This is a genomic window from Bradyrhizobium sp. BRP56 (assembly GCF_020194035.1).
Taxonomy (GTDB): domain Bacteria; phylum Pseudomonadota; class Alphaproteobacteria; order Rhizobiales; family Xanthobacteraceae; genus Bradyrhizobium; species Bradyrhizobium australafricanum.
In genome coordinates this window covers 268103-292426 of the sequence record NZ_JADYVV010000002.1, presented here as the reverse complement: position 1 = coordinate 292426, position 24324 = coordinate 268103, and the positions used below count along the sequence as shown (strand labels likewise).

Sequence of the window (24324 nt, the reverse complement as noted above, 5' to 3'; positions counted from 1 at the left end):
GTTTCAGGACCCGGCGATCCTGAGGATGTCGTTATACGTCGCAAACACCATCAGCATCAGGACCAGACCCAGCCCGATTCGGAAACCCACCTCCTGCGTCCGCTCCGACAGCGGGCGTCCCCGCAGCGCCTCCGCGCTGTAGAAAAGCAGGTGTCCGCCATCCAAAAGCGGGATCGGAAACAGATTCAGCAGGCCGATCGAGACCGACAGGATGGCGCAAAGATTGATCACGAACTGGAACCCGGCGCTCGCGGCCTGCCCCGACAGCTTCGCGATTCCAATGACGCCGCTCACCTCGGCCGGATTGCCGGTTCCAACGAACAGCGAGCCCAGGAACTTGAACGTGCTGGAAATGATGTACCAAACCTGCTCGACGCCGATCTTCAGGGCCTCCAGCACGCCGACCGAGGCGCTGGTCGCTTCGCCGACCTGAGCCTTGTGCTCGATTCCGAGCACGCCGATTCGGTGGGCATTGCCGAAGGGATCCTTGACCTCCCTGAGCGCCGGCGTCGCCTTGAGCGCGACGATCGCGCCATCGCGCTTCACCTTGAACCCAAGCTCTGAACCTGCATTCGAAGCTACAATCCGCTGCATGTCGGCGAAGCTCTGGATCGCGCTGCCGTCGATATCCACGACGACATCGCCGACCTTGAAGCCTGCATTCGCGGCGACGCTTTCGGCCACCAGGCCGTCGACCCGGGCAATCGTGCTCGGCTTGCCGTAGTAGAGCGCCATGCCCGCGAAAATCAGGGCGCCGAGAATGAAGTTCGCCACCGGGCCGGCCGCAACGATGGCGGTGCGCTTTCCGACCGATTTGTGATGGAAGCTGCCTTCACGCTCTTCCGCCGTCATGGCGGCGAGCGTCTCGGTGGACGGCGTCGAAGCCTCGCTGTCGTCGCCGAAGAATTTGACGTAGCCGCCGAGCGGAATCGCCGAGATCTTCCAGCGCGTGCCATGCCGGTCGTTGAAGCCGGCGAGCTCCGGACCGAAGCCCAGCGAGAACGTCAACACCTTCACGCCGGCCCAGCGCGCGACCAGGAAGTGGCCGAGCTCATGGAAGAAGACGACGATGGTCAGGACGAAGAGGAAGGGAACGATGGTACCGAGAAGCCCATGACTCAACGCATTGATACTATGAATAAAATACTCGGGCATTCGATTTTCCCTCGACAAGAGCCAAAGGCTCCGTCCCCAACCCTCTAGGTTGCCTTTAAGGCAATTTGAGGCAATAGGGCGGCAGCTTTATTTCGCGCGATATGGTCAACGGAAATCGCATCATCCGCCGAGTGCAGTGGTGGCTGATTCCCTGACTTGATCCAATCGTTCATCGTCGCCTCGACCAGCCGGGCGATCGCGCCGAACTTGATCTTGCCGGCGATAAACGCGGCGACCGCGATCTCGTTCGCGGCGTTGTAGACCGTCGTCGCGCCGTGCCCCATCCTCAGCGCCTCGTAGGCCAGCCGCAGCCCCGGGAAGCGCTCAAAATCCGGCGCCTCGAAGGTGAGCTGTCCGATCTTGGCGAGGTCGAGCTTGGCGGACGGGCCGACGACGCGGTCGGGCCAGCCGAGGCAATGCGCGATCGGGATCCGCATATCGGGCGTGCCGAGCTGGGCGACCACCGAGCGATCGGAGAACTCGACCATGCCGTGGATAATCGACTGCGGGTGCACCAGCACGTCGATTTCATCGGGCGTCAGCGCGAACAGATAGGACGCCTCGATCACCTCGAGACCCTTGTTCATCATCGACGCGGAATCGATCGTGATCTTCTGCCCCATGCTCCAATTGGGATGCTTCAGCGCCTGTTCCAGCGTCGCCTGCTCGATGTCGGCGGGCGCCCAGGTACGGAACGGGCCGCCGGACGCGGTGATGATCACCCGCGTCAGTTCCTCGCGATTGCCGGAAGCCAGCGCCTGGAACAGCGCATTGTGCTCGGAGTCCGCCGGCAGGATGCAGGCGCCGGCCTTCCTGGCCCGCTCCATGAAGATATCGCCGGCGCAGACCAAACATTCCTTGTTGGCCAGCGCGACGGTGGCGCCACGATCGACCGCGGCAAGCGCGGGCTTCAGCCCGGCCGCGCCGCTGACCGCCGCCATCACCCAATCGGCCGGCCGCGCGGCCGCTTCGATAATCGCGCTCTCCCCGGCCCCGCATTCGGTCCGGGTTCCGGCCAGCGCGTCCTTCAGTTCCGAAAGCTTCGCCGGATCGGCAATGGCGGCGAACCGCGCGCCGAATTCCTTGGCCAGCTTGGCGAGGCCCTCGACATTGCTGTTCGCGGTCAGCGCCTCGACCCGGTAGCGGTCGCGCGCGCCGCGCAGCAGATCCATGGTGCTGTCGCCGATCGAGCCGGTAGCACCGAGGACGGTTACGGTCCGCAGGGCGGATGCCGCCGCTGCCTTGTTGTTACGCAACGGAACTGCGCTCATCTCATCACCAAACCATAAGACCGCGCCCGACGCCATCGGCGCCACCACGGAGAAAGCCGAAAATCGCCGCCACAATGACGGCCGCGACAAATCCGTCCAGGCGGTCCAGGAGGCCGCCATGACCGGGAATGATGTGACTCGAATCCTTTACGCCGAACCGCCGCTTCACCGCGGATTCGAAGAGATCGCCAAGTTGCGAGACCACCGACAACACGGCGCCGAGCATCAAGAGCGGACCGGTCGAGCCGATCTCAAAGGCGGCAAAGCCGGCAGCGACCAGCAGGCTCGCCACGAAGCCGCCAACCGCGCCCGCCCACGTCTTCTTCGGGCTGACCCGCACCCAGAGCTTCGGCCCGCCGATGCTGCGGCCCGCGAAGTAGCCGCCGATATCGGTGACCCACACGATCAGCAACACGAACATCAGCGCGGCAAAGCCCTTCGCCGTGTCGAGGCGCAGCAGGACCGATGCGATCTCGGCCCCTGCCGCATAGAGCAATCCGGCAATGGCCCAGTTGCGCCGCGCGCCGGACGTCAGCGCCACAACAACCGCACCGGCGGCGAGTACGATCAGGGCCGCATCGATACGGCCGGCCATCAGGCACAGTCCGGCGAGCAGCAACGCGACCACGCCGGGCACCACGACACGGAGTTCGCGTCCGAGTCCGGTGACACCAAGCCATTCCGCGAACAATCCGGCCGCCGCCAATGTCACGAGGAGCGACCAGGCGACGCCACCCATATAGGCCAGCGCGATCGCAACCGGCGCCAGCACCAGCGCCGCAATCACGCGCATCGCGAGATTGCGCGACCCCCGCTCGTTTGCTGCCGCCGGCGCGGCCTCGCCCTCGGTCACGATCCGGTTTTCGCAGCGAGCCCGCCGAACCGGCGCTCGCGCTTGCCGTATTCCGCAATCGCGCCTTCGAGCGCCGCCTTGTCGAAATCCGGCCAGTGAATCGGCACGAACACGAGTTCGCTATAGGCGGCCTGCCACATCAGGAAGTTGGACAGACGCTGCTCGCCGCTGGTGCGGATAATCAGATCCGGATCCGGAATGTCGGGCGCATCGAGATATTGCCCGAGCGTGTCGGCATCGATGGAGTTGGCGTCGCGCTTGCCTTCGGCGACCTCGCGCGCGAGGCGCCGCGCCGCGGCGGCGATCTCCGCCCGCGAACCATAGTTGAAGGCGACCACAAGGCTGAGCTTGACGTTGTTCTTCGTCAGCTCCTCTGCCTCGTTGAGCAGCGCGCAGATGTCGGCGTCAAGCCCGTCACGCTCGCCGATCACGCGCACCCGCACCCCGTCACGATGCAGCGTCGCCAGATCGTTGCGGATGAAGCGGCGCAACAGGCCGAACAGATCGCCGATCTCGCTCGCGGGCCGCGACCAGTTTTCCGAGCTGAAAGAAAAAATGGTGAGATAGACGATGCCGAGTTCATGGGCCGCACGCACCACGCGGCGCAGCGCTTCGACGCCGCGGCGATGGCCCTCGACGCGCGGCAGGCCGCGCGAAGCGGCCCAGCGCCCGTTGCCGTCCATGATGATGGCCACATGCAACGGACTGCCGGAGCGATCCGGTCCGTCAGTTGCTGGGGCGGCGGCGTTCGACATCGGCTCGTTCCCGTAGCGCCTTCAGACCGTCAGGATTTCCTTTTCCTTGGCGGCAAGCAGCTGATCGACTTCGGCGATCACGCCGTCGGTCGCCTTCTGCACCTCGTTCGACAGGCGCTCTTGATCGTCCTCGGAGATCTCGTGATTCTTCTCGAGCTTCTTGATCACGTCGAGGCCGTCGCGGCGCACGTGGCGTACCGCGACCTTGGCCGCTTCCGCGTATTTGTGCGCGACCTTGACGAGTTCCTTGCGGCGCTCCTCGTTGAGTTCGGGAATCCGCAAGCGCAGCACCTGTCCTTCGGTCGCCGGCGACAGGCCGAGGTTGGAGTCGACGATTGCCTTCTCCACGGCCTTGACCATCGTCTTGTCCCAGACCTGCACCGAGAGCAGGCGCGGCTCGGGCACGCTGATGGTGGCAACCTGGTTGAGCGGCATATGCGAGCCGTAAGCCTCGACCTGGACCGGCTCCAACATGGAGGCCGCGGCACGGCCGGTGCGCAGGCCGCCGAGCTCGTGCTTGAGCGATTGCGTGGCGCCCTGCATGCGGCGCTTCACGTCGTTGATGTCAAAACCAGCTGCGGCCATGACGTTTCTCCCTTTCACTAGAAACCGGCTGTCGACGCCCTCGGGTCCAAAATCTGGACCCGGAGGCGCGGCAATCAGCCGGCGACGACGGTGCCGTGTCCGGTACCGCGCAGAATCGCACCGATCGAACCGGGCTCCGCGATAGAGAACACGATGATAGGCAGCGACGTCTCGCGGGCAAGTGCGAAAGCGGTCGCGTCCATGACCTTGTAACCGCCCTCGATCGCCTGCGAATGGGTCAGGCGGTCGAAGCGCTTGGCTTTGGGGTCCTTCTTCGGATCGGCGCTGTAGACGCCGTCGACATTGGTGGCCTTCAGCACCGCCTGCGCACCGATTTCGGCCGCGCGGAGCACAGCAGTGGTGTCGGTCGTGAAGAACGGGTTGCCGGTTCCACCGCCGAGCAGGACGATGCGTCCCTCGGCGAGATATTTGTGCGTTGCACTACGGGTGAACAGCTCGGAAATCTCCGGCATCACGAATGCCGACAAGGTCCGCGCCGGGGTTCCCTTGCGCTCGATCGCCGCCTCCAGCGCGAGGCAGTTCATCATGGTGGCAAGCATGCCCATGGTGTCGCCGGTCGGCCGGGAGACGCCGCGCGAGGACACCTCGACGCCGCGGACGATGTTGCCGCCGCCGATCACGACGGCGACCTCGATACCGAGCTTGCGGGCTGCGATCAGGTCGTCGGCGATACGATCGACCGTCGGTTGATCGATACCGAACCCGTGGGAGCCGGCCAGATATTCGCCGGACAGCTTGATCACCACGCGACGATAGATCGGCTCAGCCATGATGCGATCGCTTTCTTATCCCGCGCAGGCAGGCCTCCGGCGCAGAGCGCCGGACGCCTTGGTGTCAGCGGTTACTTCTTGCCGCTGGCGGCCGCGACTTCGGCGGCGAAGTCGCTTTCCTGCTTCTCGATTCCCTCACCGAGAGCATAGTTCACAAAGCCAGCGATTTTGATCGGCCCGCCGACCTTACCCTCAGCTTCCTTCACCGCCTGGGCAACCGACTTGCCGCTGTCGTGGATGAAGGCCTGATCGAGCAGGCAGACCTCCTTGTAGTAGGTCTTCAGGCCGGAATCGACGATCTTCTCGATGACGTTCTCCGGCTTGCCCTGCTGGCGGTACTTGTCGGCCAGCACGTCCTTCTCGCGCTTGACGGTCTCCGGATCGAGCCCGGCCGGGTCGAGCGCCAGCGGCTTGGCCGCCGCCACGTGCATGGCGAGCTGGCGGCCGAGCACCGCGAGCTCGTCGGTCTTGCCGGTGGACTCCAGCGCCACGATCACGCCGATCTTGCCGGCGCCTTCGACGACCGCGTTGTGGACATAGCTCGACACCACGCCCTTGCTCACATCGAGCGAAGCGGCGCGGCGCAGCGTCATGTTCTCGCCGATGGTCGCGATTGCGTCGGAGATCGCGGTCTCGACGGTGACGTCGCCGACCTTGGCCGCCTTGATCTTCTCGACGTCAGCGCCGTTGTGCAGCGCGACCTGGGCGATCATCTTGACCAGGCCCTGGAACTGCTCATTGCGCGCAACGAAGTCGGTCTCCGAGTTGACCTCGACCAGCACGCCCTTGGTGCCGGAGGTCAGCGCGCCGATCAGGCCCTCGGCCGCGACGCGGCCGGCCTTCTTGGCGGCCTTGGAGAGGCCCTTCTTGCGCAGCCAATCCTGCGCTTCCTGCATGTCGCCGTTGTTCTCGGTCAGCGCCGCCTTGCAATCCATCATGCCCGCGCCAGTCGATTCGCGGAGCTCCTTGACCATCGCTGCTGTGATCGTTGCCATCGTTCAATGCCCTTCTTGCCTGTAAAGAAACTGCGGCGCCCGATGGCGCCGCTGTCTGCGACAGGGAGATCGTTGTTCGTGGAATAGAAGCGGCGGCCGGGCGAGACCCGGCCACGCCGCGCAACTTTTATTCCGCTTCGGCGAGCGTCTTGGCCTGGGCGACCCAGGCGTCGGCACGGCTCGGCAGACCGACTTCTTCGCCGATCTTGTGTGCGGTGTCGTGGTCGAGCTCGGCGAGCTGCCAGTAGTGGAAGATGCCGAGGTCGTTGAGCTTCTTCTCGATCGCACCGGACACGCCAGTGAGCTTCTTGAGGTTGTCGGCGGTGCCGCGCGGGCCGGCAAGGCCCTGGAAGCCGGACGGCGCAGCCGCCGGAAGGTCTTCCTGCACGGGCGTCGCCGACGCGCCGATGTCGATTCCGGAATCGCCCTGAGCGCGCGAGATGCCATCGATGGCGGCGCGCGCCACGAGATCGCAATACAGCGAGATCGCGCGGCCGGCGTCGTCATTGCCCGGCACCACATAGGTGATGCCCTTCGGGTCCGAATTGGTGTCGACGATCGCGGCGACCGGGATGTTGAGCCGCTGGGCTTCCTGGATCGCGATGTCTTCCTTGTTGGTGTCGATCACGAAGATCATGTCGGGAAGACCGCCCATGTCCTTGATGCCGCCGAGCGAACGGTCGAGCTTGTCGCGCTCGCGCTGCAGCGTCAGCCGCTCCTTCTTGGTGTAGGAGTTGGCTTCGCCCGACGACAGCACGTCGTCGAGATGACGCAGACGCTTGATCGAGGCCGAGATCGTCTTCCAGTTGGTCAGCGTGCCGCCGAGCCAGCGCGAGTTGACGAAGTACTGCGCCGAACGCTTGGCAGCGTCGGCAACGCCGTCCTGGGCCGAGCGCTTGGTGCCGACGAACAGGATGCGGCCGCCCTTGGCGACGGTATCGCTGACCGCCTGCAGGGCACGGTGCAGCATCGGCACGGTCTGCGCGAGGTCGATGATGTGGATGTTGTTGCGGGCGCCGAAGATGTAATCCTGCATCTTCGGATTCCAGCGGTGGGCCTGGTGGCCAAAGTGAACGCCAGCTTCAAGCAACTGACGCATAGAAAAATCGGGTAGCGACATAGTGATAATTCTCCGGTTGGTTCCTCCGGAAACGTGTGAGCAAACGCGCCTGAATGGCCCGGTTGCCACCGGACGGCCTTGAGAGCCATGTTTCCGTGTGAGATGGCGCGCTATATAGCGCGATTTGCGCCAGAAGCAAGGAAATACGGCCGGTTACACCGGCCGGCCGGGCCCAAATCGTGCCGAAACGGCCCTGTTTGGCGCCCGGAGTCCCCAGTTTACAGGGTCTGCACGTCGACCACGCCCGCCACCGCCTTGATCGCGCCGGCGATCTGCGGCGAGACCTTGTAGCGGCCGGGCAGCTTCATCTCCACCTCGGTTTCGAGGTCCAGCATCATCACCAGCGAGACGTCGCCATCGGCCCCCGCCGCCGGTGGCGGCGCGGCGGCCGGCTTCACGGCCGGTGCCTTTGCGGCGCCGCCCGGGGCGGGCGCGGCTTCCGGCATGTTGAGGCGGCGGGCGATCGACTCCAGCGGCTTGGTGTCGCGGACGAAGATGCGCAGGCCCTTCTGCGTCTTGGCCGCGGCGTGATCCAGCGGCTCGGCGTGCAGCACCCTCGCCCGCACGTCCTCGCCCTGCAATTCGGCGCCGAGTTGCAACAGCACGGCCGCGCCCGGCTCGAGCACGTCGCGGTATTGCGCAAGGCCCTCCGAGAACAGCACCGCTTCGAAATGGCCGGTCGGGTCCGACAGGCCCATGATGCCCATCTTGTTGCCGGTCTTGGTCCGCCGTTCCATGCGCGACACCACGGTTGCCGCGACCTTGCCCGCCGTGGCGCCGGTCTTCACCGCGCGCGAGAACTCCGCCCAGGACTGCACGCGCAGCCGCTTCAGCGCGGTCGCGTAGTCGTCGAGCGGATGGCCCGACAGGAAGAAGCCGATCGCATCATATTCGCGCCGCAGCCGGTCGGCGGGGAGCCACGGCTCGATCTGCGGCAGCATGATGCTCGGCGCATCCGCCGCGCCGCCGAACATGTCGTTCTGGCCCGAGGTCGCCGCCTCATGGCTGCGCTGGCAGGCGGCGAGGATCGCATCGGCGCCGGCGAAGACGCGCGCGCGGTTCGGCTCCAGCGTGTCGAAGGCGCCGGCCGCCGCAAGGCTCTCGATGATCCGCTTGTTGACGGCGCGCGGGCTCACCCGCGCGGCGAAATCGGCGAGCGAGGTGAAGGCGCCCTTCTTGTTGCGCTCCTCGATGATCTGCTCGACCGCCTGGATGCCGACGCCCTTCAGCGCGGCGAGCGCGTAGTAGATCGTGTTGTCGCTGACCTCGAAGGTCGCGCCGGAGCGATTGATGTTGGGCGCCTCGACCTTGATGCCGAGCCGCTGCGCCTCGGAACGAAATTCGGAGAGCTTGTCGGTGTTGTTGAGTTCGAGCGTCATCGACGCCGCCAAAAACTCGACCGGGTAATGCGCCTTCATATAGGCGGTGTGGTACGACACCAGCGCATAGGCGGCCGCGTGGCTCTTGTTGAAGCCGTAGTCGGCAAACTTGGCGAGCAGCTCGAAGATCGTCTCGGCCTGGCCCTTCGCCACGCCGTTCTTCATCGCACCGTCGACGAAGATGTCGCGCTGCTTGTCCATCTCGGCGCGGATCTTCTTGCCCATCGCGCGGCGCAGCAGGTCGGCCTGGCCGAGCGAGTAGCCCGCCATCTGCTGCGCAATCTGCATCACCTGTTCCTGATAGATGATGACGCCGAAGGTCTCCTTCAGGATCGGCTCCAGGATCGGATGCAGATATTCCGATTCCTCGTCGCCGTGCTTGCGCGCGCAATAGGTCGGGATGTTCGCCATCGGGCCCGGGCGATACAGCGCCACCAGCGCGATGATGTCCTCGAAGCGGTCCGGCCGCATGTCGATCAGCGCGCGCCGCATGCCCTGGCTTTCCACCTGGAACACGCCGACGACATCGCCCCGCGCCAGCATCTGATAGCTCGGCTCATCGTCGATCGGCAGCGTCGCGAGATCGACATGAACGTTGCGCTGCTTGAGCAGCTTCACCGCGACGTCCAGCACGGTCAGCGTCTTCAGGCCGAGGAAGTCGAATTTCACGAGGCCCGCCGGCTCGACCCATTTCATGTTGAATTGGGTGACCGGCATGTCGGATTTCGGATCGCGGTAGAGCGGCACCAGCTCGCTCAGCGGCCGGTCGCCGATCACGATACCGGCGGCATGCGTCGAGGCATGGCGCGTCAGGCCTTCGAGGCGCTGCGCGATATCGAACGCACGCGCCACCACCGGATCCTCGTCGCGGAACGCCTGCAGCTTGGGCTCGCCCTCGATCGCCTGCGCCAGCGTCACCGGCGCTGCGGGATTCTGCGGCACCAGCTTGGTCAGCTTATCCACCTGCCCATAGGGCATCTGCAACACGCGCCCGACGTCGCGCAGCACGCCGCGCGCCTGCAGCGTACCGAAGGTGATGATCTGCGCCACCTGGTCGCGGCCGTAGCGCTCCTGCACGTACTGGATCACCTCGCCGCGGCGGTCCTGGCAGAAGTCGATGTCGAAGTCCGGCATCGAGACGCGTTCAGGATTGAGGAAGCGCTCGAACAGCAGCGCAAACCGCATCGGATCGAGGTCGGTGATGGTGAGCACCCAGGCGACCAGCGAGCCCGCGCCGGAGCCGCGGCCCGGTCCGACCGGAATGCCCTGCGCCTTCGCCCATTTGATGAAGTCGGAGACGATCAGGAAGTAGCCCGCGTATTTCATGCGGGTGATGACGTCGAGCTCGAAGGCAAGCCGCTTGCTGTAGTCCTCTTCGGTCATTCCCGGCGAGAGACCGTGCACCCGCAGGCGATTCGCGAGCCCCTCCTCGGCCTGGCGCTTCAGCTCGGCGGCCTCGTCGGCGGCGGCATCGGCGCTGGCGGCCGCGCCTACCGTAAAGAACGGCAGGATCGGCTTGCGGGTCTTCGGCCGGAACGAGCAGCGCTCGGCGATCTCCACCGTCGAGGCCAGCGCCTCCGGGATGTCGGCGAACAGCACCGCCATTTCCGCGCGGGTCTTGAAGCGGTGATCCGGGGTCAGTTGCTCGCGGTTGGTCTCGGCAATCAGATGGCCGCCGGCGATGCAGAGCAGCGCGTCATGCGATTCGTAGTCGTCATTGCTGGCGAAATACGGCTCGTTGGTCGCGACCAGCGGCAGGCCCTTGCTGTAGGCGAGATCGATCAGGCCGCCCTCGGTGCGGCGTTCCTTGTCGGCCCCGTGGCGCTGCAATTCGATGTAGAGGCGATCGCCGAACAGGCCGGCCAGGCGTTCGCAGCGGGTGGTCGCCAGCGCCGCCTGTTCTGCTCGCAGCGCCAGCGCGATCGGCCCGTCCGGGCCGCCGGTCAGCGCAATCAGGTCTTCGGCGTCGTCGGTGAGCCAATCGAACTTGATGTGCGGGGTCTGGTTGACCGGCGTCTCCAGGAACGCCCGCGAGTTCAGCCGCATCAGGCTGCGGTAGCCGCGCTCGCGCGCCGCCAGCAGCACGATTCGCGCCGGGCCCGTCGTCGCAAGGATGCTCCGCGTATTCGGATCGACGTCGCCGAAATCCACCGCCAGCTCGCAGCCGACGATCGGCTGGATGCCGTAGCCGGCCATCTTGTCCGAGAATTCCAGCGCGCCGAACATGTTGTCGGTATCAGTCAGCGCCAGCGCCGGCTGGCGGTCGGCCTTCGCGAGCTCGCCCAGCTTGGCGATCTTGATCGAGCCCTTCAGCAGCGAATAGGCGGAATGAACGTGAAGGTGAACGAATCCGGCATTCGGCATGGCTGCTTACGGAATCTCTTGAGTCAGGGATGGAGCGAGCGCCAGGGCCGGAACTCGAAAGTGTCAGACCCGACTCGCAATCCCATGGTGGGGCCTGACCCCCGCCAAGTCCACGCCGAACGCGGCGTGGCGGCAAGTCCTCCCGCTTTTCCCCAGGGGCAGACCATGCCGCCGGCGATGCCCCGGTCCCCGCGGGCGAATTTTCAGAATTGGGTGATCAGCTGGGCCCACACCGCGATCATCCCGACGAACAGCGTGATCGATGCCAGCGCTGCAGCTTCTTGCACGAAAATCTTCAACATGGCCGCTCTCCCTGAACCGGAACGTATACAGAACATTGTTCCTTTTTTGTTCTAGGAGTCAAGCAACGCCGGCGACCCGGTTCGAGAAGTGACCTCCGTGGTTAATTCCCGGCCGGCCGACGTCTCGGCGCCATCAATGATCCGATGACGAGCGTGTCTTGAGGCTCCGGGGAGCTAGCTACCACAACATCCCCCCGCCTGCTTGGGCGGGCACGGGACCGTTCCGTATGAGCAAAACACGCAGCAATCTCCTGCTTTCGGTTTCAGGCGAGTGCCGCACCCCTTGCAGTCGTAGAAGAACCGGCAGGCGTCGGTCGGCATCGTCTCGATGGAGACATGGCCGCAGGATGGGCACGTCAGTTGGGAGATCAGCTGTAGGTCCGTCATGCCGCGAATATGCGGTGATGACCGTTCGGTTGGAAGGGCCTCCTCCAATCAAACCTGACCCGAATCCCGGAGCGGACGGGCAAAGCCCGTCCCGTGCTCCTGGCCGACGGGCGGCGCCGCCAGGCCAACAAAAAACCCCGGGCCGAAGCCCGGGGTTTTCGATGCCGCTTGAATTAAGCGAGCGATCAGTACTTCGCGATGACCGGGCCACCGAACTTGTAGTTCAGACGGCCGAGGACCATGTCGGTGTCGCCACCGGTGTGGAAGCCGGTCACGGCAACACCAGCCGGGGTCACGAAGGTCGCGCCATGGGTGTCTTCGAAGATGTGGTTGTACTCGACGCCGAGCGACCAGCCCTGCGAGAAGGCGAATTCGAGGCCAACGCCGACCGTCGGGCTCCAACGGGTGTCGAAGCCGGTCTCGGACGCCAGATTGCCGGCCGCGTTGAGGAACTGGAAGTTGCGATCGGTGACCGCAGCACCGCCCTTGGCGTACAGCAGGACGTTGTTCCAGGCGTAGCCGATCTGACCGGTGAACAGGCCGAACGCATCGGTCTTCGAGCGAACGATGCCGCCCGGGACGACCAGGTTGCCGGTGCTGCCGGAGAAGTCAGCCCAGTTGCCCTGAGCTTCCAGACCGAACACCCAGCCGCCAGCCTGCCAGCGGTAGCCGATCTGGCCACCGACGGTGCCGCCGTTGGCGTCGTAGCTTCCGACGCCGCCGAAGCCGTCGACCGAACGGTTGTCGTGGCTCTGGCCCCAACCACCGTTGATACCGATGTAGAAGCCAGTCCAATCATAAACAGCGGCAACCATGGGCGGCGGAGCCTTGGTGTAAGGGCGAGCCGCGAGGTCAGCCGCGGAGGCAGCAGTCGCGCTGAGCGCGAGCATGCTGGCGGTGACAAGCAAAATCTTTTTCATTTTCCCGTTCCAACTTTTTCTACAGGCCCCCAAGGCCGCGAGACACCGTCATAGCAGCCCCCGGCGGAATTGCTGTAACTTCGCGGCAACAGGCAGGGCCAAACGACTTCGCTCAAATTTGAAGTTAATACTGTATTACGGGCACTTCCTGGAGCTTTTGCCACATAGTTGCCGCACAATCTTCACAATTCGGATCTGCGTGCGCAGCTGCGCGCAAGATCGTTGACCGGAACCGGCTTGTCCGATTTGGATCGTCGCCAAGGTCGAATCTTCGCAGCAAAGGGAATGCAGATGCGGACGATGATTCTTGCTGCTGCGGCGTCTGTGGTCGCATTCGCAACGCTGGGGACTGCGCCCGCGCATGCCGTCGGCGTGCGTTACCCGTTCTGCATTCAAGGCGACCGCTATCCCGGCCTGAGCAACTGCTCCTATCCGTCGTATGAGGCGTGCCTGGCCACCGCTTCGGGCATCGGGCAGAACTGCATCGCCAACCCCTATTATGCCGGCGACAACGACCCGCGCTCGTATCTTCACGTGTCCCCGCGGGACCGCCGTGAGGGCAATTTCTTCGACCTGTTCATCCACTGATACGCTCGGTCCGGCAACCCCGGCGCGGGAATGTGAGTTGATCCGGCGCTGCGCACAGGTGCCTATTCGCGCGCGCTCGGCATCAGCATTGCCGGCGCCGACGAGGAGATTTCTGATGCGCAGTCTGATTCTGGCACTCTTGCCGGCACTCCTGGCCTTGGCGGCCGCGCCCGCCAGCGCCCAGAAATACGATTCGACCTCGCCGGTCTGCAAAACCAATTACCGATGGGGCGGTGAGGATACCGACTGCGGCTACACGTCGATCGCGCAGTGCCAGGCTTCGGCGTCCGGCCTCGCGGCGATCTGCATCAACAACCCCTATTATGCCGGGCCGCCGATCGACAGGCAGCCGAGAGCATCCGGCAGACGGCCTCGCCCCGCTTATTGAGAGCCAGAAGCATTTCGTTCCGATCGAAGCGACACGGAAAAAGGCTCCGGATTCTCTCGTCTTAGCGCGGCTTCTTCACGCGCACCGCTAGCCAGTTCACGCGACGGCGCACTATTCGAGCTCGACAACCTGTCCGTTCGACAGCGACACCCGGCGATCCATTCGCGCGGCGAGATCCAGATTGTGAGTCGCGATCAGCATCGCGACCCGGGTCGCCTTCACGAGTTGCATCAGCGCGTTGAAGACGTGGTCGGCCGTGCCGGGATCGAGATTGCCGGTCGGCTCGTCCGCGAACAGCACCCGGGGCGCGTTGGCAACCGCGCGCGCGATCGCGACACGCTGCTGCTCGCCACCCGAGAGCTCGGCCGGACGATGGGTGATGCGATCGCCGAGCCCGAGATAGGAGAGAATCTCGGTCGACCGTTTCACGGTTTCGGAGCGTTTGAGGCCACGAATCATCTGCGGCAGCATGACGTTCTCGAGCGCCGAGAACTCCGGCAGCAGCCGGTGCGATTGATAGACGAAGCCGATATCGGAACGGCGAATCTGGGTGCGGTCGACGTCGGACATCTGCGAGGTCGGCGTGCCCGCGACATAGACTTCGCCGTCATCAGGGGTCTCCAGCAGGCCCGCGATGTGCAGCAATGTCGACTTGCCGGATCCCGACGGCGCCACCAGCGCCACCGATTGACCGGGCCACAGCGCGAGATTGGCGCCGTTCAGGACCGTCAGCGTCGCTTCGCCCTGCCGGTATTCCCGCTTGATGTCATGAAGATAGACGACCGGTGTGTCTTCCGCCCCCTCCGCCATGTGCGCTCCTTATTCGTACCGGAGCGCGTCGACCGGATCGAGGCGCGCGGCGCGCCACGACGGGTAGAGCGTCGCAAGGAAGGACAGCGTCAGCGCCATGATCACGACGGCGAGCGTCTCGCCAAAATCGATTTCAGCAGGCAGCTTCGACAGGAAATACAGCGTCGGATCGAACAATTCCGTGTTGGTGAGCCACGACAGGAATTGCCTGATGGTTTCGATGTTGAAGCAGATCAGCAAGCCGACCAGCAGACCGACCAGCGTGCCGACGACGCCGATCGATGCGCCGGTGATCAGGAATATCCGCATGATCGAACCCTGCGAGGCGCCCATGGTCCGCAGGATCGCGATGTCCTGGCCCTTGTCCTTCACCAGCATGATCAGTCCCGAGACGATGTTGAGCGCCGCGACCAGCACGATCATGGTCAGGATCAGGAACATCACGTTGCGTTCGACCTGAAGGGCGTTGAAGAAGGTCGAATTGCGCTGCCGCCAGTCGACCAGGAACACCGGCCGGCCGGCCGCCTCGGTCACCAGCTTGCGATAGGTTTCGATCTTGTCCGGATTGGTGGTGAACACCTCGATCGAGGACACGTCGTTGTTGCGGTTGAAATAGGCCTGCGCCTCGGTCAGCGGCATGAACACGAAGGTCGAATCATATTCCGACATGCCGATCTCGAACACCGCAGTGATCTTGTAGGGCTTGATGCGCGGCGTGGTGCCCATCGGCGTCACCGCGCCCTTCGGCGAGACCAGCGTGATCATGTCGCCGGCATGCAGCGAAAGCTGGTCGGCGAGGCGGCGACCGATCGCGACGCCCTGCCCCTCATCAAAGCCCTCGAGCGAGCCTTGCTTGATGTTCTTGGCGATCGAGGTGAGGTTGTTGAGATCGTCGGCGCGGATGCCGCGGATGAAAACGCCGGCGGCGTTGAACGGCGATGAGCCGAGCCCCTGCCCGTCCACCACCGGCGCGGCGAGACGGATGCCCTGCACCTGGCTGATGCGGTCGGCGACATCCTTCCAGTCGGTCAGCGGCGATTCCAGCGGCTGCACCAAAATATGTCCGTTGAGGCCGAGGATCTTGTCCAGCAGTTCCTTGCGGAAGCCGTTCATGACCGCCATCACCACGATCAGTGTGGCGACACCGAGCATGATGCCGAGGAACGAAAAGCCGGCGATGACCGAAATGAAGCCTTCCTTGCGGCGCGCGCGCAGATAGCGTCCGGACAGCAGCCATTCGAATGGCGCAAAAGGCGGGGTACGGACTGGCTCGCTCATGGTCTCATCCATCTGTCGATAATCCCATGATTCGGGCCAAATGTGGCCGGATTACCCCGCCGATCAGCGCGGCGTGAATAAACTTTAACCCGCGAGCTTCGCGACCACGTCGGCGGGGCTCATGTTGTCGCGTGAGCCGTCGCTGCGACGCTTCACTTCGACCTTGCCGTCCGCAAGCCCCTTGGGTCCGACCAGAATCTGCCACGGGATGCCGATCAGATCGGCCGCAGCGAACTTGGCGCCGGCACGCTGGTCGGTGTCGTCGTAGAGCACGTCGACGCCCTTCGCCGACAGCTCGCGATAAAGCTGCTCGCAGGCGCCATCGACCGCGGCATCGCCCTGCTTGAGATTGAGGATCGCGGCGCGGAACGGCGCGACGGCCTCGGGCCATTTGATGCCGGCGTCATCATGACACGCTTCGATAATCGCGCCGACCAGACGCGACACGCCGACGCCGTAGGAGCCGCCATGGATCGGCACATCGACGCCGTCGGGACCGGCCACCATCGCCTTCATGGTCTCGGAATATTTGGTGCCGAAATAGAAGATCTGACCGACCTCGATGCCGCGGGTGTTCAGCCGCTTTGCCTCAGGCACTTCCTGTTCGAAGCGCGCAGCCTCGTGGACGTCCTCGGTCGCGGCGTAGACCGAAGTCCACTGCTTGATGATCGGCGTCAGATCACTGTCATAATCGACGTCCGCGCCTGGCACCGGCAGGTCCAGCACATCGCGGTTGATGTAGACGCCGGACTCGCCGGTCTCCGCGAGCACGATGAATTCGTGGCTGAGGTCGCCGCCGATCGGACCGGTCTCGGCCCGCATCGGGATCGCCTTGAGGCCCATCCGCGCAAAGGTGCGCAAATAGGCCACGAACATCTTGTTGTAGGAGCGCCGCGCGCCGGCCTCGTCGAGGTCGAACGAATAGGCGTCTTTCATCAGGAACTCGCGGCCGCGCATCACGCCGAAGCGCGGACGCTGCTCGTCGCGGAATTTCCACTGGATGTGGTAGAGGTTGAGCGGCAGGTTCTTGTAGGACTTGATGTAGGAGCGGAAAATCTCCGTGATCATTTCCTCGTTGGTCGGCCCGTACAACAGCTCGCGCTTGTGACGATCGAGGATGCGCAGCATCTCCGGGCCATAGGCGTCATAGCGGCCGCTTTCGCGCCAGAGATCGGCGAGCTGCAGCGTCGGCATCAAGAGCTCGAGCGCGCCGGCGCGGTCCTGTTCCTCGCGAACGATCTGCTCGATCTTCTTCAGCACCCGGAAGCCGAGCGGCAGCCAGGCATAAATGCCGGCAGCCTCCTGCCGCATCATGCCCGCGCGCAGCATCAGCCGATGCGAGACGATCTCCGCCTCTTTCGGGTTTTCTTTCAGGATGGGCAGGAAAAACCGCGACAATCGCATGGCGTTACTCGGGAATCAGGAAAGCCTGGGAAGAGCTGCAGTGAAACCGGATCGGCTGTGAAAACACAAGGCCGCCAAATAAGAAAAACCCTTCAAATCAGGCGATTTTCGGCCATTTGAACGAATTCGTGCCGTCGAAGCACCGAGCGCGCCGACCGCGGCTTTACCTGACCTCGAAATCGTCTTCCAGTGTCACTTTCTTGAAATCGGTCACGAGGGCGTCGATCTGCATGTGCCAGCGGCCCGGCACCGGCAACGGCACCTTGCGCACGTGCCAATAGCCATCGGCACCGCGCGCGGCGGCGCGTTCCATCGGCTCGATGCCGCGCTCGGGCAGGCTTAGCGTCAGCGTCGCTTCCTTGGCCGCGAACAGGCTGGCATCGCCGTTCATCAGCTGCAGCACGAAGTCGTTCGGCCCGACCTTGCCCGGCGCGATCAGCACCTGGAACATCGCGGCATCAGTGTGAATGTGGACCGCGAGCGGAACATCGGCTGACATCGCCAGCACGCGCGGCGGCGGCGTGAAGCGCCAGAGTGCGACGAGGCCGAGAATGGCGGTCATCAGCACGAATTCGAGCGCGATCGAGCGCTGCAGTGGCCGTGTCCGATGAAACTCGCGCGCGATGGCCGGCGTGAACACCAACCGGTTCAGCGCAGCGAGCCCGAGCAGCAGCACCACCAGCACCAGTTTCGCAACCAGGATGTTGCCGTATCCGGTGTCGATCAGCGCGTGAAAACTGTCGAGCTGGACGACGGCGAGCGCCAGGCCCGACAAGGCGATCAATGCGACGACCGGCACCGCGAGCGTCGAAAAATGCCGCAGCACCCGCAGCAGCGAATCCTTACGCTGCCAGCCAAGCACTGCCAGCGGCGCCAGCGCGCCCATCCAGAACGCCAGGCCAATGCCGTGGATGAACAGCGCGGTCCGCGTCAGCCATTGCGGCGAGGCCGTGGCGGCATGGCCGCTGACCGCAAACGACAGCCCGACACAGATCATTGCGATCGCGGTGCGGGTGAAGGCTGCACCGAACGACGGGCTGCGCCAGGCGATCGCCGCGATCAGCATTGCGGCAATCGCGAGCAGCAGCGCGGGGAACAGGCTGGTGCCGGCGGCGCTGGCCCACGCCGCCCACGTCACGATGCCGGAGAGCGGCAGGTTCAAGAGGTCGACGCCCTGTAATCCAAGCGACGCGATCGCGCCGACAAGGCCGATCTTCAGCGACCACATGATCAATCGTTCGCCGGCCGGGCCCTGCCCGATCCAGGCGGCAAAGAACACGCCGCCGACGCCGACAAACAAGCCCAGATAGAGCCCGAGCCGCGCCAGCCAGATCAGTGCATGGAGCACGCCGTCGCTTGACGGCGCCGCCGAGCCGGTGACGACGCCGATCGAGAACAGCAGCGAGCCGGCGACCGGATGGCCGTCCTGCGACACCACGCGATAGCTGACCACCTGCGTGCCCTGCGGCAGGCCCGCCGGCAGCGTCACCACCACCGACTGGTCGACGGCGCGGATCGCGACGTCGCGCGGCTTGCCCGCGGCGTCGAGCAGGCTGACCGCCGTCGGCGCCACCGCTTCGTTGAAGCGGAGCACCACCGTCCTGGGTGCTTCAGCCACCACGCTGCCGTCGGCCGGTTCGGCGCCGATCAGGACGGCATGCGCATGGGCTGAGGTCGCAAGACACAGCGCCACGAGCAGCGCTGCGAGGTTTGCGACCAGCCGCATCGCTTACGACTTCGGCAGCAGCTTGACGCCGGGAGCCGGTGTCTTGCTGCCATGGTCGTGCCCGCCGCCCTGCCCGTCGGCTGGGGTATCGATCCAGCGGCTGACGCCCTGCTCGCACTCCTGCACGACCGGAAAGTACAACGTGGTGTTGGGCTTCAAGGTATCGGTGAGAAACGTCTGCATCACGAACTCGTCGTAGTTCTGGTCCGCAAGCTTGCCACCGCTCCAGGCGACTTCCTTGACGCCCTCGGAAAGCTTGGCGCCGTGATAGTCGTATTGGGCGGCGTATTTGCCGGTGACCGCATCGAGAGTCCAGCCCGCCTTCGGCATCGGCTTCACTCCGATCACGCCCTCCGGAATCTGCACCCGGATCTTGATCGTCGCCGAGCCCGCGCAGCCATGCGGCACGGCGAACACCGCCTTGTAATACGATCCGACCGCCGCCTGCTTTCCTTCGAGCGTGATATGCGCGATCGCCGGCCGCGCTGCGAGCAGCGCCGCCGTGGCAATGAGGAGCGTCTGTGATCGCATGGCTCGCTCACATCTTCTTCATGTCCATGTGACCTGAATGGTCGCCATGGCCGGAATGACCGCCGCCCGGCCCCTGCGCGCCGACGGGCTGCACGTCCAGCGAGACCGAGACCTTGCCGGCCTTTTCGAACTCGAGCGTGACCGGCACCTTGTCGCCCTGCTTCAGCGGATTCTTCAGATCGAACATCATCAGGTGATAGCCGCCCGGCGCGAGCTTCACGGTCTTGCCGGGCTCGATGGTGAGGCCCTTGTCGAGCGCACGCATCTTCATCACGCCATTGTCCATCGACATCTCGTGGACTTCGATCTTGCCGGCAACATCGCCGGTGCCTGACACCAGCCGGTCGGGCGTCGTCCCCTTGTTCTCGATCGTCAGGTAGCCGCCGCCGATCTTGGCGCCGTTCGGCGTTGCGCGCGTCCAGGCCTGCGTGATCACGAGGTCGCCGGCCTTGACGTCCTCGGCGCGCGCGGACGTCGAGACGAGTGCAGCGGTCAGCCCTGCGAGGGCAAGGATGCGGGGGAGCGTCTTCATGGCGACGGATTTCCTTTCAAGTTGTAATTCAAGTGTCATCGGGTTGCTGCCGACTGGGCGCTGGACCATTTGTTCAGATCGGCGATTTCGGCCGACCCTTCGATCGTCGTGATCGTTCCATCCCTGGCAATCAGCATGGTTCGCGGGATATCGCCTTGCCAAGCCGGATCGATCTCAAATCTCAACCGCTCGGCAAAGCCGTCGTCGAAAATCCAGTTTTCGGCCGCGCCGAGGCCGGCGCGATCCAGCATCGATCGCGTCGCCTCCGGTAGGTTGGGAACCAGATCCGAGCTGATCGTGACGACATCGATTCCGGGATGATCCTTCATGAACTGGCCAAGCTGCGGCAGCTCGACCTTGCATGGTCCGCAGGTCACTCCCCAGAAGTGCACCAGGGTCGGACGACCAGCATGCGCATGCAGCAGCTTCTGCCAGCTGCCGCGTTCGAACGGCTTTGGCGCGCCCTCTCCCGCCGCCAATGCGGACGGCAGCGTTGCGAGCAGGACCAGCGCCGCGAGCAGATAACGCTTCATGGTTCGCCCTCGATCGCTTGAAAATGGTAGCCGTCGGCCTTCGTCATCCACGACAGATAGGTCTGCCGGCTGTCCGAGACGAGCAGCGGATGGTCGGAACTGTCGGCGGTATCCGCGATCACCGTCGGCTTCGACCATGTCGCTCCATCGTCGTGCGATGTCATGAGATCGATTGTCGTCTTCTGCCCGTCGAATTCCTTCCAGGCCATGACAAGCCCCTGCGGCCCCGCGATAATCTGCGGCCGTGACGGGCTGCGGTTCGGCTGACCGACCGGAAGCGGATCGGAGAAGGTTTTGCCGCCGTCGCGCGAGCGCGCATAGAACAATCCCTTGCGCGCCTTGCCGTTGGTGTACCACGTCACATGGTAGGTTCCTTCGCGCGATATCGTCAGGCTCGGACCGTGATGCGGACAGGCCGCGATCTGCCAGTCGTCGCGGCTCACCCGATGGATCTCGCCGGGCGTAGCCAGGTCGGAGAACGTCACGATCGCATGGTCGCGCACGCCGCCCTCAAAGATGTTCCGGAACACGACCACCGGACGGCCCGCGCCATCGAATGCCAGCGCAAGGCGGCAGCACTCGCAGGTGTTGTCGGCGACGAGCCGCGCGTCGGAATAGGTTGCTCCGCCATCTCCGGATGACGCGAAAAACAATCCGGCACCATCATATTTCTGGCCGCGCTGCTGCGCCGGCACGCGGTTACGCTTGTCGAGCCACGCGGCAAACACCGCCCCCCCAGGATCGAAGCCAATCGCCTCGAAACGTTGGCTCTCATTGCTCGCGGTGATCGGCTTCGGCGCTTCGAAGCTGCGCCCGCCATCGGTCGATCGCGTGGTCAGCACCTGACCGTTGAAATTCTGATCGCGGAAGATCGAGAAGGCCACAGCGATGTTGCCCTTGGCATCGATCGCAAGCTTCGGCCGCGCATCCGGTCCCCAATCGAGATTGAGCCGCTCCCGGCTGACCTGCACCGGTGTGGAAAAGCTCTTGCCCTGGTCTTTTGAGCTCGCGACGGAGATCTGACCTCCGGCCATCCACGCCAGCCACAATGTCCCATCCCGCCCAAAGGCGGGCGTGACCTTGGTCGCGCAGCGCAGGGCCGTCTCTTCGCAGGCCGCTTCGGAGGCGTGCTGATGGCTCATCTGTGCGACGGCAAGGCTCGGCAAGGCCGCGAGCATGAGCGATGCAAGCAGCGTCAGGGCGACCGGTTTGCGATAGGTCATCGATGCGCTCCTCATTTGAACGCAATCTTCATGCCCGCCACGACGGCGCGCGGCGATCCGGCATAGATCGAGTTGGTCGAGTTCGCCAGTACGCTCGCGCGATTTTGAATGCCTGCCGCGGTCACCGAATTTGAGATGTTGTTCGCCGACGCCACGTACGTCCGGTCGAAGACGTTCCTCACCTCGATGTAGAGGTTCAGCGCCTTGAAATAATCGGAGACGAGATCGGTCTTGTAGTGCAGATTGAGGTTGACCAGCTCATAGCCCGGCGCCTGCAAGAGGTTGGCGTTGTCCATGTAGAAGCTGTCCTTCCACTGCACTTCGACGAACCCGCCAAGTCCCTGAAACTGACCCGACAGCTGGTCGTAGCCCAACCGCGCCGTGAGCTCGTTCGGCGAAATGCCGGGAATCTTGTTGCCGGCGCGATTGAAGCTGAACACCGCGCCGTTCGTGATGTTCTCGACGTATTCCGTGTAGACCTCGTCGAGATAAGTGTAGGCCGCCGAGAACCGCCAGCCCGGCAGGAATTTCCAGTCGGCGGCCAGCTCGACGCCGCGATGCTCCGATCGCGGCGCGTTGAACGTGTAGGAGATGCCCGCAAGCGGCGTGGCCTGAGAAACGAGCTCGTCCTTGAAGAACTCGTAGAAGCCGGTGACGCTGAGCTTGAGCGCGTTGTTCGGTGTCCAGTCGGCGCCGACGTCGTAGCCGAGATTCTTCTGCGTCCGCAGCTCGGTGTTATTGCCCGAGGCGCCGCTCGGCAAGACGAACAAATTGCCGACCTGCGGCGTGCCGTATCCGGTTGCCACCCGCCCGCGGAATTGCCACTCGCTGTTCAGCCGGTAGAGCAATGCGAGCTCAGGTGCGGTATTCTGGAATTGCCGGTCCGCCGTCGTGATCGCCGTGGTCGTGGTTCCGGCCGCGCCGGCGTAGCTATAGGCGGTGTTCCGCCCGGTGAGGCTGGTGGTCTCCCAGCCAATGCCGGCAACGGCCGTCAGCGCAGGTGTGAGCTTCAGTTCCTCGCGTGCGCGAACACCGTAATTTGTCGTCGTGCTGAACAAATTGCTCGACAGGCTTCCGAGCGTCGCATTTCCGCCCGGCATCACATTGCGCGTATCGCTCGAGGCGGTGAGCGTATTGTAGAAGCCGCCGAAATAGGTGGTCGAATCCAGTCCGAACACATCGCCGCGTCTGACGACGTCGCTCGTGTAGTTGTAGGACGGGAAGTCGCCGATCGCGCTCGTCGATCCCGTCGGCTGGTTGATGTTGCGGTCGTCGAACACGAACTGATTGCGCCAGGTGGTCTGGTTGTCGAAGTCGTGCTCCCAGCGACCGCCGACGATGGTACGGCGGTCGTCGCGCCCAAGGCGGGCCTGAACCGCGGTCTCCCTGTCGGTCCCCGCCGCCGCGTTGAACCCGTTGTTGAACAGCGTCACGGTGGCGCATCCCGGCGCGGCCGTCGCGCCGGTCGTGCAGCCCTGCTGGAACGGGTTCTGGTAGAACTGGTTCAGCGAGGAGCGGATCGGCAGGCGCGTCGTCAGGTCGTTGTTGATCAGCTTCACCGTGAAGCGGTCGTCCGGCGTGACCTGCAGCGTGCCGAGGAAATTAACGGTCTGGGTGTTGAACCAGCTGTTGCCGATGTAGCCGTCGCCGCGCGCGTCGCTCGCGAACAGCGAGGCCTCGAAATTGCCGACCTTCTTGCCCGCCGCGAGATAGTTGTTGAGGTAACCGAAGCTGCCGCCGTCGACGCCATACTCGACGCCGTCGATCGTGCCGCCCGGCCGGGTCCTGAAATTCAGCGCGCCGCCGGTCGCATAATTGCCGTAGAGCGCCGATGACGGCCCGCGAACCACGTCGATGGCGCCATAGGCATGCGGATCGATCAGGTCGCTGCGCGACAGGCCGTCCGGCTGGGTCACCGGGAAACCGTCGTCGAAGATGACGAGGTTGCGAATGCCGAAGCCGTTCCGCGCATTCGACCCGCGGATCGAGATACCGAAATCACGCGGGCCGTTGCCCTGCTTGATCGAGATGCCCGGACTGTCCCGCAGCACATCGGCGACGGAGAACGCCGGTCGGTTGTCGAACTGGCTGCGGTCGATGGTCGTCTGCGTTTGGCCTGTCGGCGCCCGGTTCAAACCGTCGCGGGTCGCGGCAAGCGTCTCCCCCGGCCTCGCGCCGTCCGCTGGGGCCGCCGTCACGGCCGGCGCTGTCGCCGGCTTCGGCGGCCGCCGCACGGACGCGGCACGAACGCGCGGCTTCTGCGCCGCCGGCTTGGCGTGCACCGCCGTCCGGGGCGCCTCGACGGTGACGGAGGGTAGCTCTGTGCTGGGCGCCTGGGCTTCGGCAGCGGACGGCAATGCGCAAAGCGTCGCGCCCAGCGCGAGCACGCTTGCCGCCTCCAGCGGATGATAGCGAAACATGGATGAATCCTGAC

22 protein-coding genes are annotated in these 24324 nt (G+C 64.5%); 2 read left to right on the top strand and 20 right to left on the bottom strand.

Annotation, left to right across the window (positions count from 1 at the left end):
• Window positions 1-3 precede the first annotated feature (3 nt).
• The 11 genes from rseP to I6F38_RS03080 form a co-directional block, all read right to left on the bottom strand.
• Window positions 4-1155 (bottom strand): RIP metalloprotease RseP, encoded by a 1152-nt coding sequence (gene rseP, locus I6F38_RS03130; protein WP_028339659.1) that lies wholly within the window; start codon window positions 1153-1155, stop codon window positions 4-6.
• A gap of 44 nt (window positions 1156-1199) precedes the next feature.
• The gene (dxr, locus tag I6F38_RS03125) at window positions 1200-2426 is read right to left on the bottom strand and encodes a 1-deoxy-D-xylulose-5-phosphate reductoisomerase (RefSeq protein ID WP_225159012.1); all 1227 of its coding nucleotides are present in this window, start codon (window positions 2424-2426) and stop codon (window positions 1200-1202) included.
• A gap of 4 nt (window positions 2427-2430) precedes the next feature.
• On the bottom strand, window positions 2431-3279 hold the full coding sequence (locus I6F38_RS03120) for a phosphatidate cytidylyltransferase (RefSeq protein WP_225159011.1): 849 nt from the start codon (window positions 3277-3279) through the stop codon (window positions 2431-2433).
• The gene (locus I6F38_RS03115; RefSeq protein WP_225159010.1) at window positions 3276-4034 is read right to left on the bottom strand and encodes an isoprenyl transferase; all 759 of its coding nucleotides are present in this window, start codon (window positions 4032-4034) and stop codon (window positions 3276-3278) included. Before I6F38_RS03115 ends, I6F38_RS03120 begins: the two co-directional genes overlap by 4 nt.
• Window positions 4035-4055: 21 nt before the next feature.
• A complete protein-coding gene (frr, locus tag I6F38_RS03110; protein ID WP_028334007.1) occupies window positions 4056-4619 on the bottom strand; it encodes a ribosome recycling factor in 564 nt (187 codons plus the stop codon).
• A gap of 74 nt (window positions 4620-4693) precedes the next feature.
• On the bottom strand, window positions 4694-5410 hold the full coding sequence (pyrH, locus tag I6F38_RS03105; RefSeq protein WP_028334006.1) for a UMP kinase: 717 nt from the start codon (window positions 5408-5410) through the stop codon (window positions 4694-4696).
• Between the two features lie 71 nt (window positions 5411-5481).
• Window positions 5482-6405, bottom strand: coding sequence for a translation elongation factor Ts (gene tsf / locus I6F38_RS03100; RefSeq protein ID WP_225159009.1), 924 nt, complete (start codon window positions 6403-6405; stop codon window positions 5482-5484).
• Window positions 6406-6532: 127 nt separating this feature from the next.
• Window positions 6533-7525: a 30S ribosomal protein S2 gene (locus tag I6F38_RS03095; protein ID WP_057016493.1), complete on the bottom strand. Its 993-nt coding sequence runs from the start codon at window positions 7523-7525 to the stop codon at window positions 6533-6535.
• Between the two features lie 218 nt (window positions 7526-7743).
• Complete coding sequence (gene dnaE, locus I6F38_RS03090; protein WP_225159008.1) at window positions 7744-11268, bottom strand: DNA polymerase III subunit alpha; 3525 nt, start codon at window positions 11266-11268, stop codon at window positions 7744-7746.
• A gap of 476 nt (window positions 11269-11744) precedes the next feature.
• Window positions 11745-11957: a GDCCVxC domain-containing (seleno)protein gene (locus tag I6F38_RS03085; RefSeq protein ID WP_225159007.1), complete on the bottom strand. Its 213-nt coding sequence runs from the start codon at window positions 11955-11957 to the stop codon at window positions 11745-11747.
• Window positions 11958-12142: 185 nt separating this feature from the next.
• Window positions 12143-12877: an outer membrane beta-barrel protein gene (locus tag I6F38_RS03080; RefSeq protein WP_057016491.1), complete on the bottom strand. Its 735-nt coding sequence runs from the start codon at window positions 12875-12877 to the stop codon at window positions 12143-12145.
• 237 nt (window positions 12878-13114) lie between these two features.
• Here I6F38_RS03080 and I6F38_RS03075 point away from each other — a divergent pair, with 237 nt between their 5' ends.
• Both I6F38_RS03075 and I6F38_RS03070 read left to right on the top strand, forming a co-directional pair.
• On the top strand, window positions 13115-13465 hold the full coding sequence (locus I6F38_RS03075; protein WP_225159006.1) for a DUF3551 domain-containing protein: 351 nt from the start codon (window positions 13115-13117) through the stop codon (window positions 13463-13465).
• Between the two features lie 115 nt (window positions 13466-13580).
• Window positions 13581-13853 carry a DUF3551 domain-containing protein gene (locus I6F38_RS03070; RefSeq protein WP_225159005.1) on the top strand — a complete coding sequence of 91 codons (273 nt, stop codon included), beginning with the start codon at window positions 13581-13583 and terminating at the stop codon, window positions 13851-13853.
• 111 nt (window positions 13854-13964) lie between these two features.
• On the opposite strand, the gene I6F38_RS03065 is transcribed toward I6F38_RS03070, so the two are convergent.
• The 9 genes from I6F38_RS03065 to I6F38_RS03025 all read right to left on the bottom strand — a co-directional run bounded on the left by I6F38_RS03065 (window position 13965) and on the right by I6F38_RS03025 (window position 24310).
• The gene (locus I6F38_RS03065) at window positions 13965-14663 is read right to left on the bottom strand and encodes an ABC transporter ATP-binding protein (RefSeq protein ID WP_016840545.1); all 699 of its coding nucleotides are present in this window, start codon (window positions 14661-14663) and stop codon (window positions 13965-13967) included.
• A gap of 9 nt (window positions 14664-14672) precedes the next feature.
• Window positions 14673-15953 carry a lipoprotein-releasing ABC transporter permease subunit gene (locus I6F38_RS03060; protein ID WP_028339647.1) on the bottom strand — a complete coding sequence of 427 codons (1281 nt, stop codon included), beginning with the start codon at window positions 15951-15953 and terminating at the stop codon, window positions 14673-14675.
• A gap of 72 nt (window positions 15954-16025) precedes the next feature.
• A complete protein-coding gene (gene proS, locus I6F38_RS03055) occupies window positions 16026-17345 on the bottom strand; it encodes a proline--tRNA ligase (protein ID WP_225159004.1) in 1320 nt (439 codons plus the stop codon).
• Between the two features lie 163 nt (window positions 17346-17508).
• Window positions 17509-19071 (bottom strand): CopD family protein, encoded by a 1563-nt coding sequence (locus tag I6F38_RS03050; protein WP_225159003.1) that lies wholly within the window; start codon window positions 19069-19071, stop codon window positions 17509-17511.
• A gap of 3 nt (window positions 19072-19074) precedes the next feature.
• Complete coding sequence (locus tag I6F38_RS03045) at window positions 19075-19602, bottom strand: YcnI family protein (protein ID WP_225159002.1); 528 nt, start codon at window positions 19600-19602, stop codon at window positions 19075-19077.
• Window positions 19603-19609: 7 nt separating this feature from the next.
• On the bottom strand, window positions 19610-20134 hold the full coding sequence (locus I6F38_RS03040; protein WP_225159001.1) for a copper chaperone PCu(A)C: 525 nt from the start codon (window positions 20132-20134) through the stop codon (window positions 19610-19612).
• Between the two features lie 35 nt (window positions 20135-20169).
• Window positions 20170-20667, bottom strand: a complete 498-nt coding sequence (locus I6F38_RS03035; RefSeq protein ID WP_225159000.1) for a TlpA disulfide reductase family protein — start codon at window positions 20665-20667, stop codon at window positions 20170-20172.
• Entirely contained in the window at window positions 20664-21890 is a 1227-nt protein-coding gene (locus I6F38_RS03030; RefSeq protein WP_225158999.1) for a sialidase family protein, read from the bottom strand. Before I6F38_RS03030 ends, I6F38_RS03035 begins: the two co-directional genes overlap by 4 nt.
• 11 nt (window positions 21891-21901) lie before the next feature.
• Window positions 21902-24310 (bottom strand): TonB-dependent receptor, encoded by a 2409-nt coding sequence (locus tag I6F38_RS03025; RefSeq protein ID WP_225158998.1) that lies wholly within the window; start codon window positions 24308-24310, stop codon window positions 21902-21904.
• Between the last annotated feature and the right edge of the window lie 14 nt (window positions 24311-24324).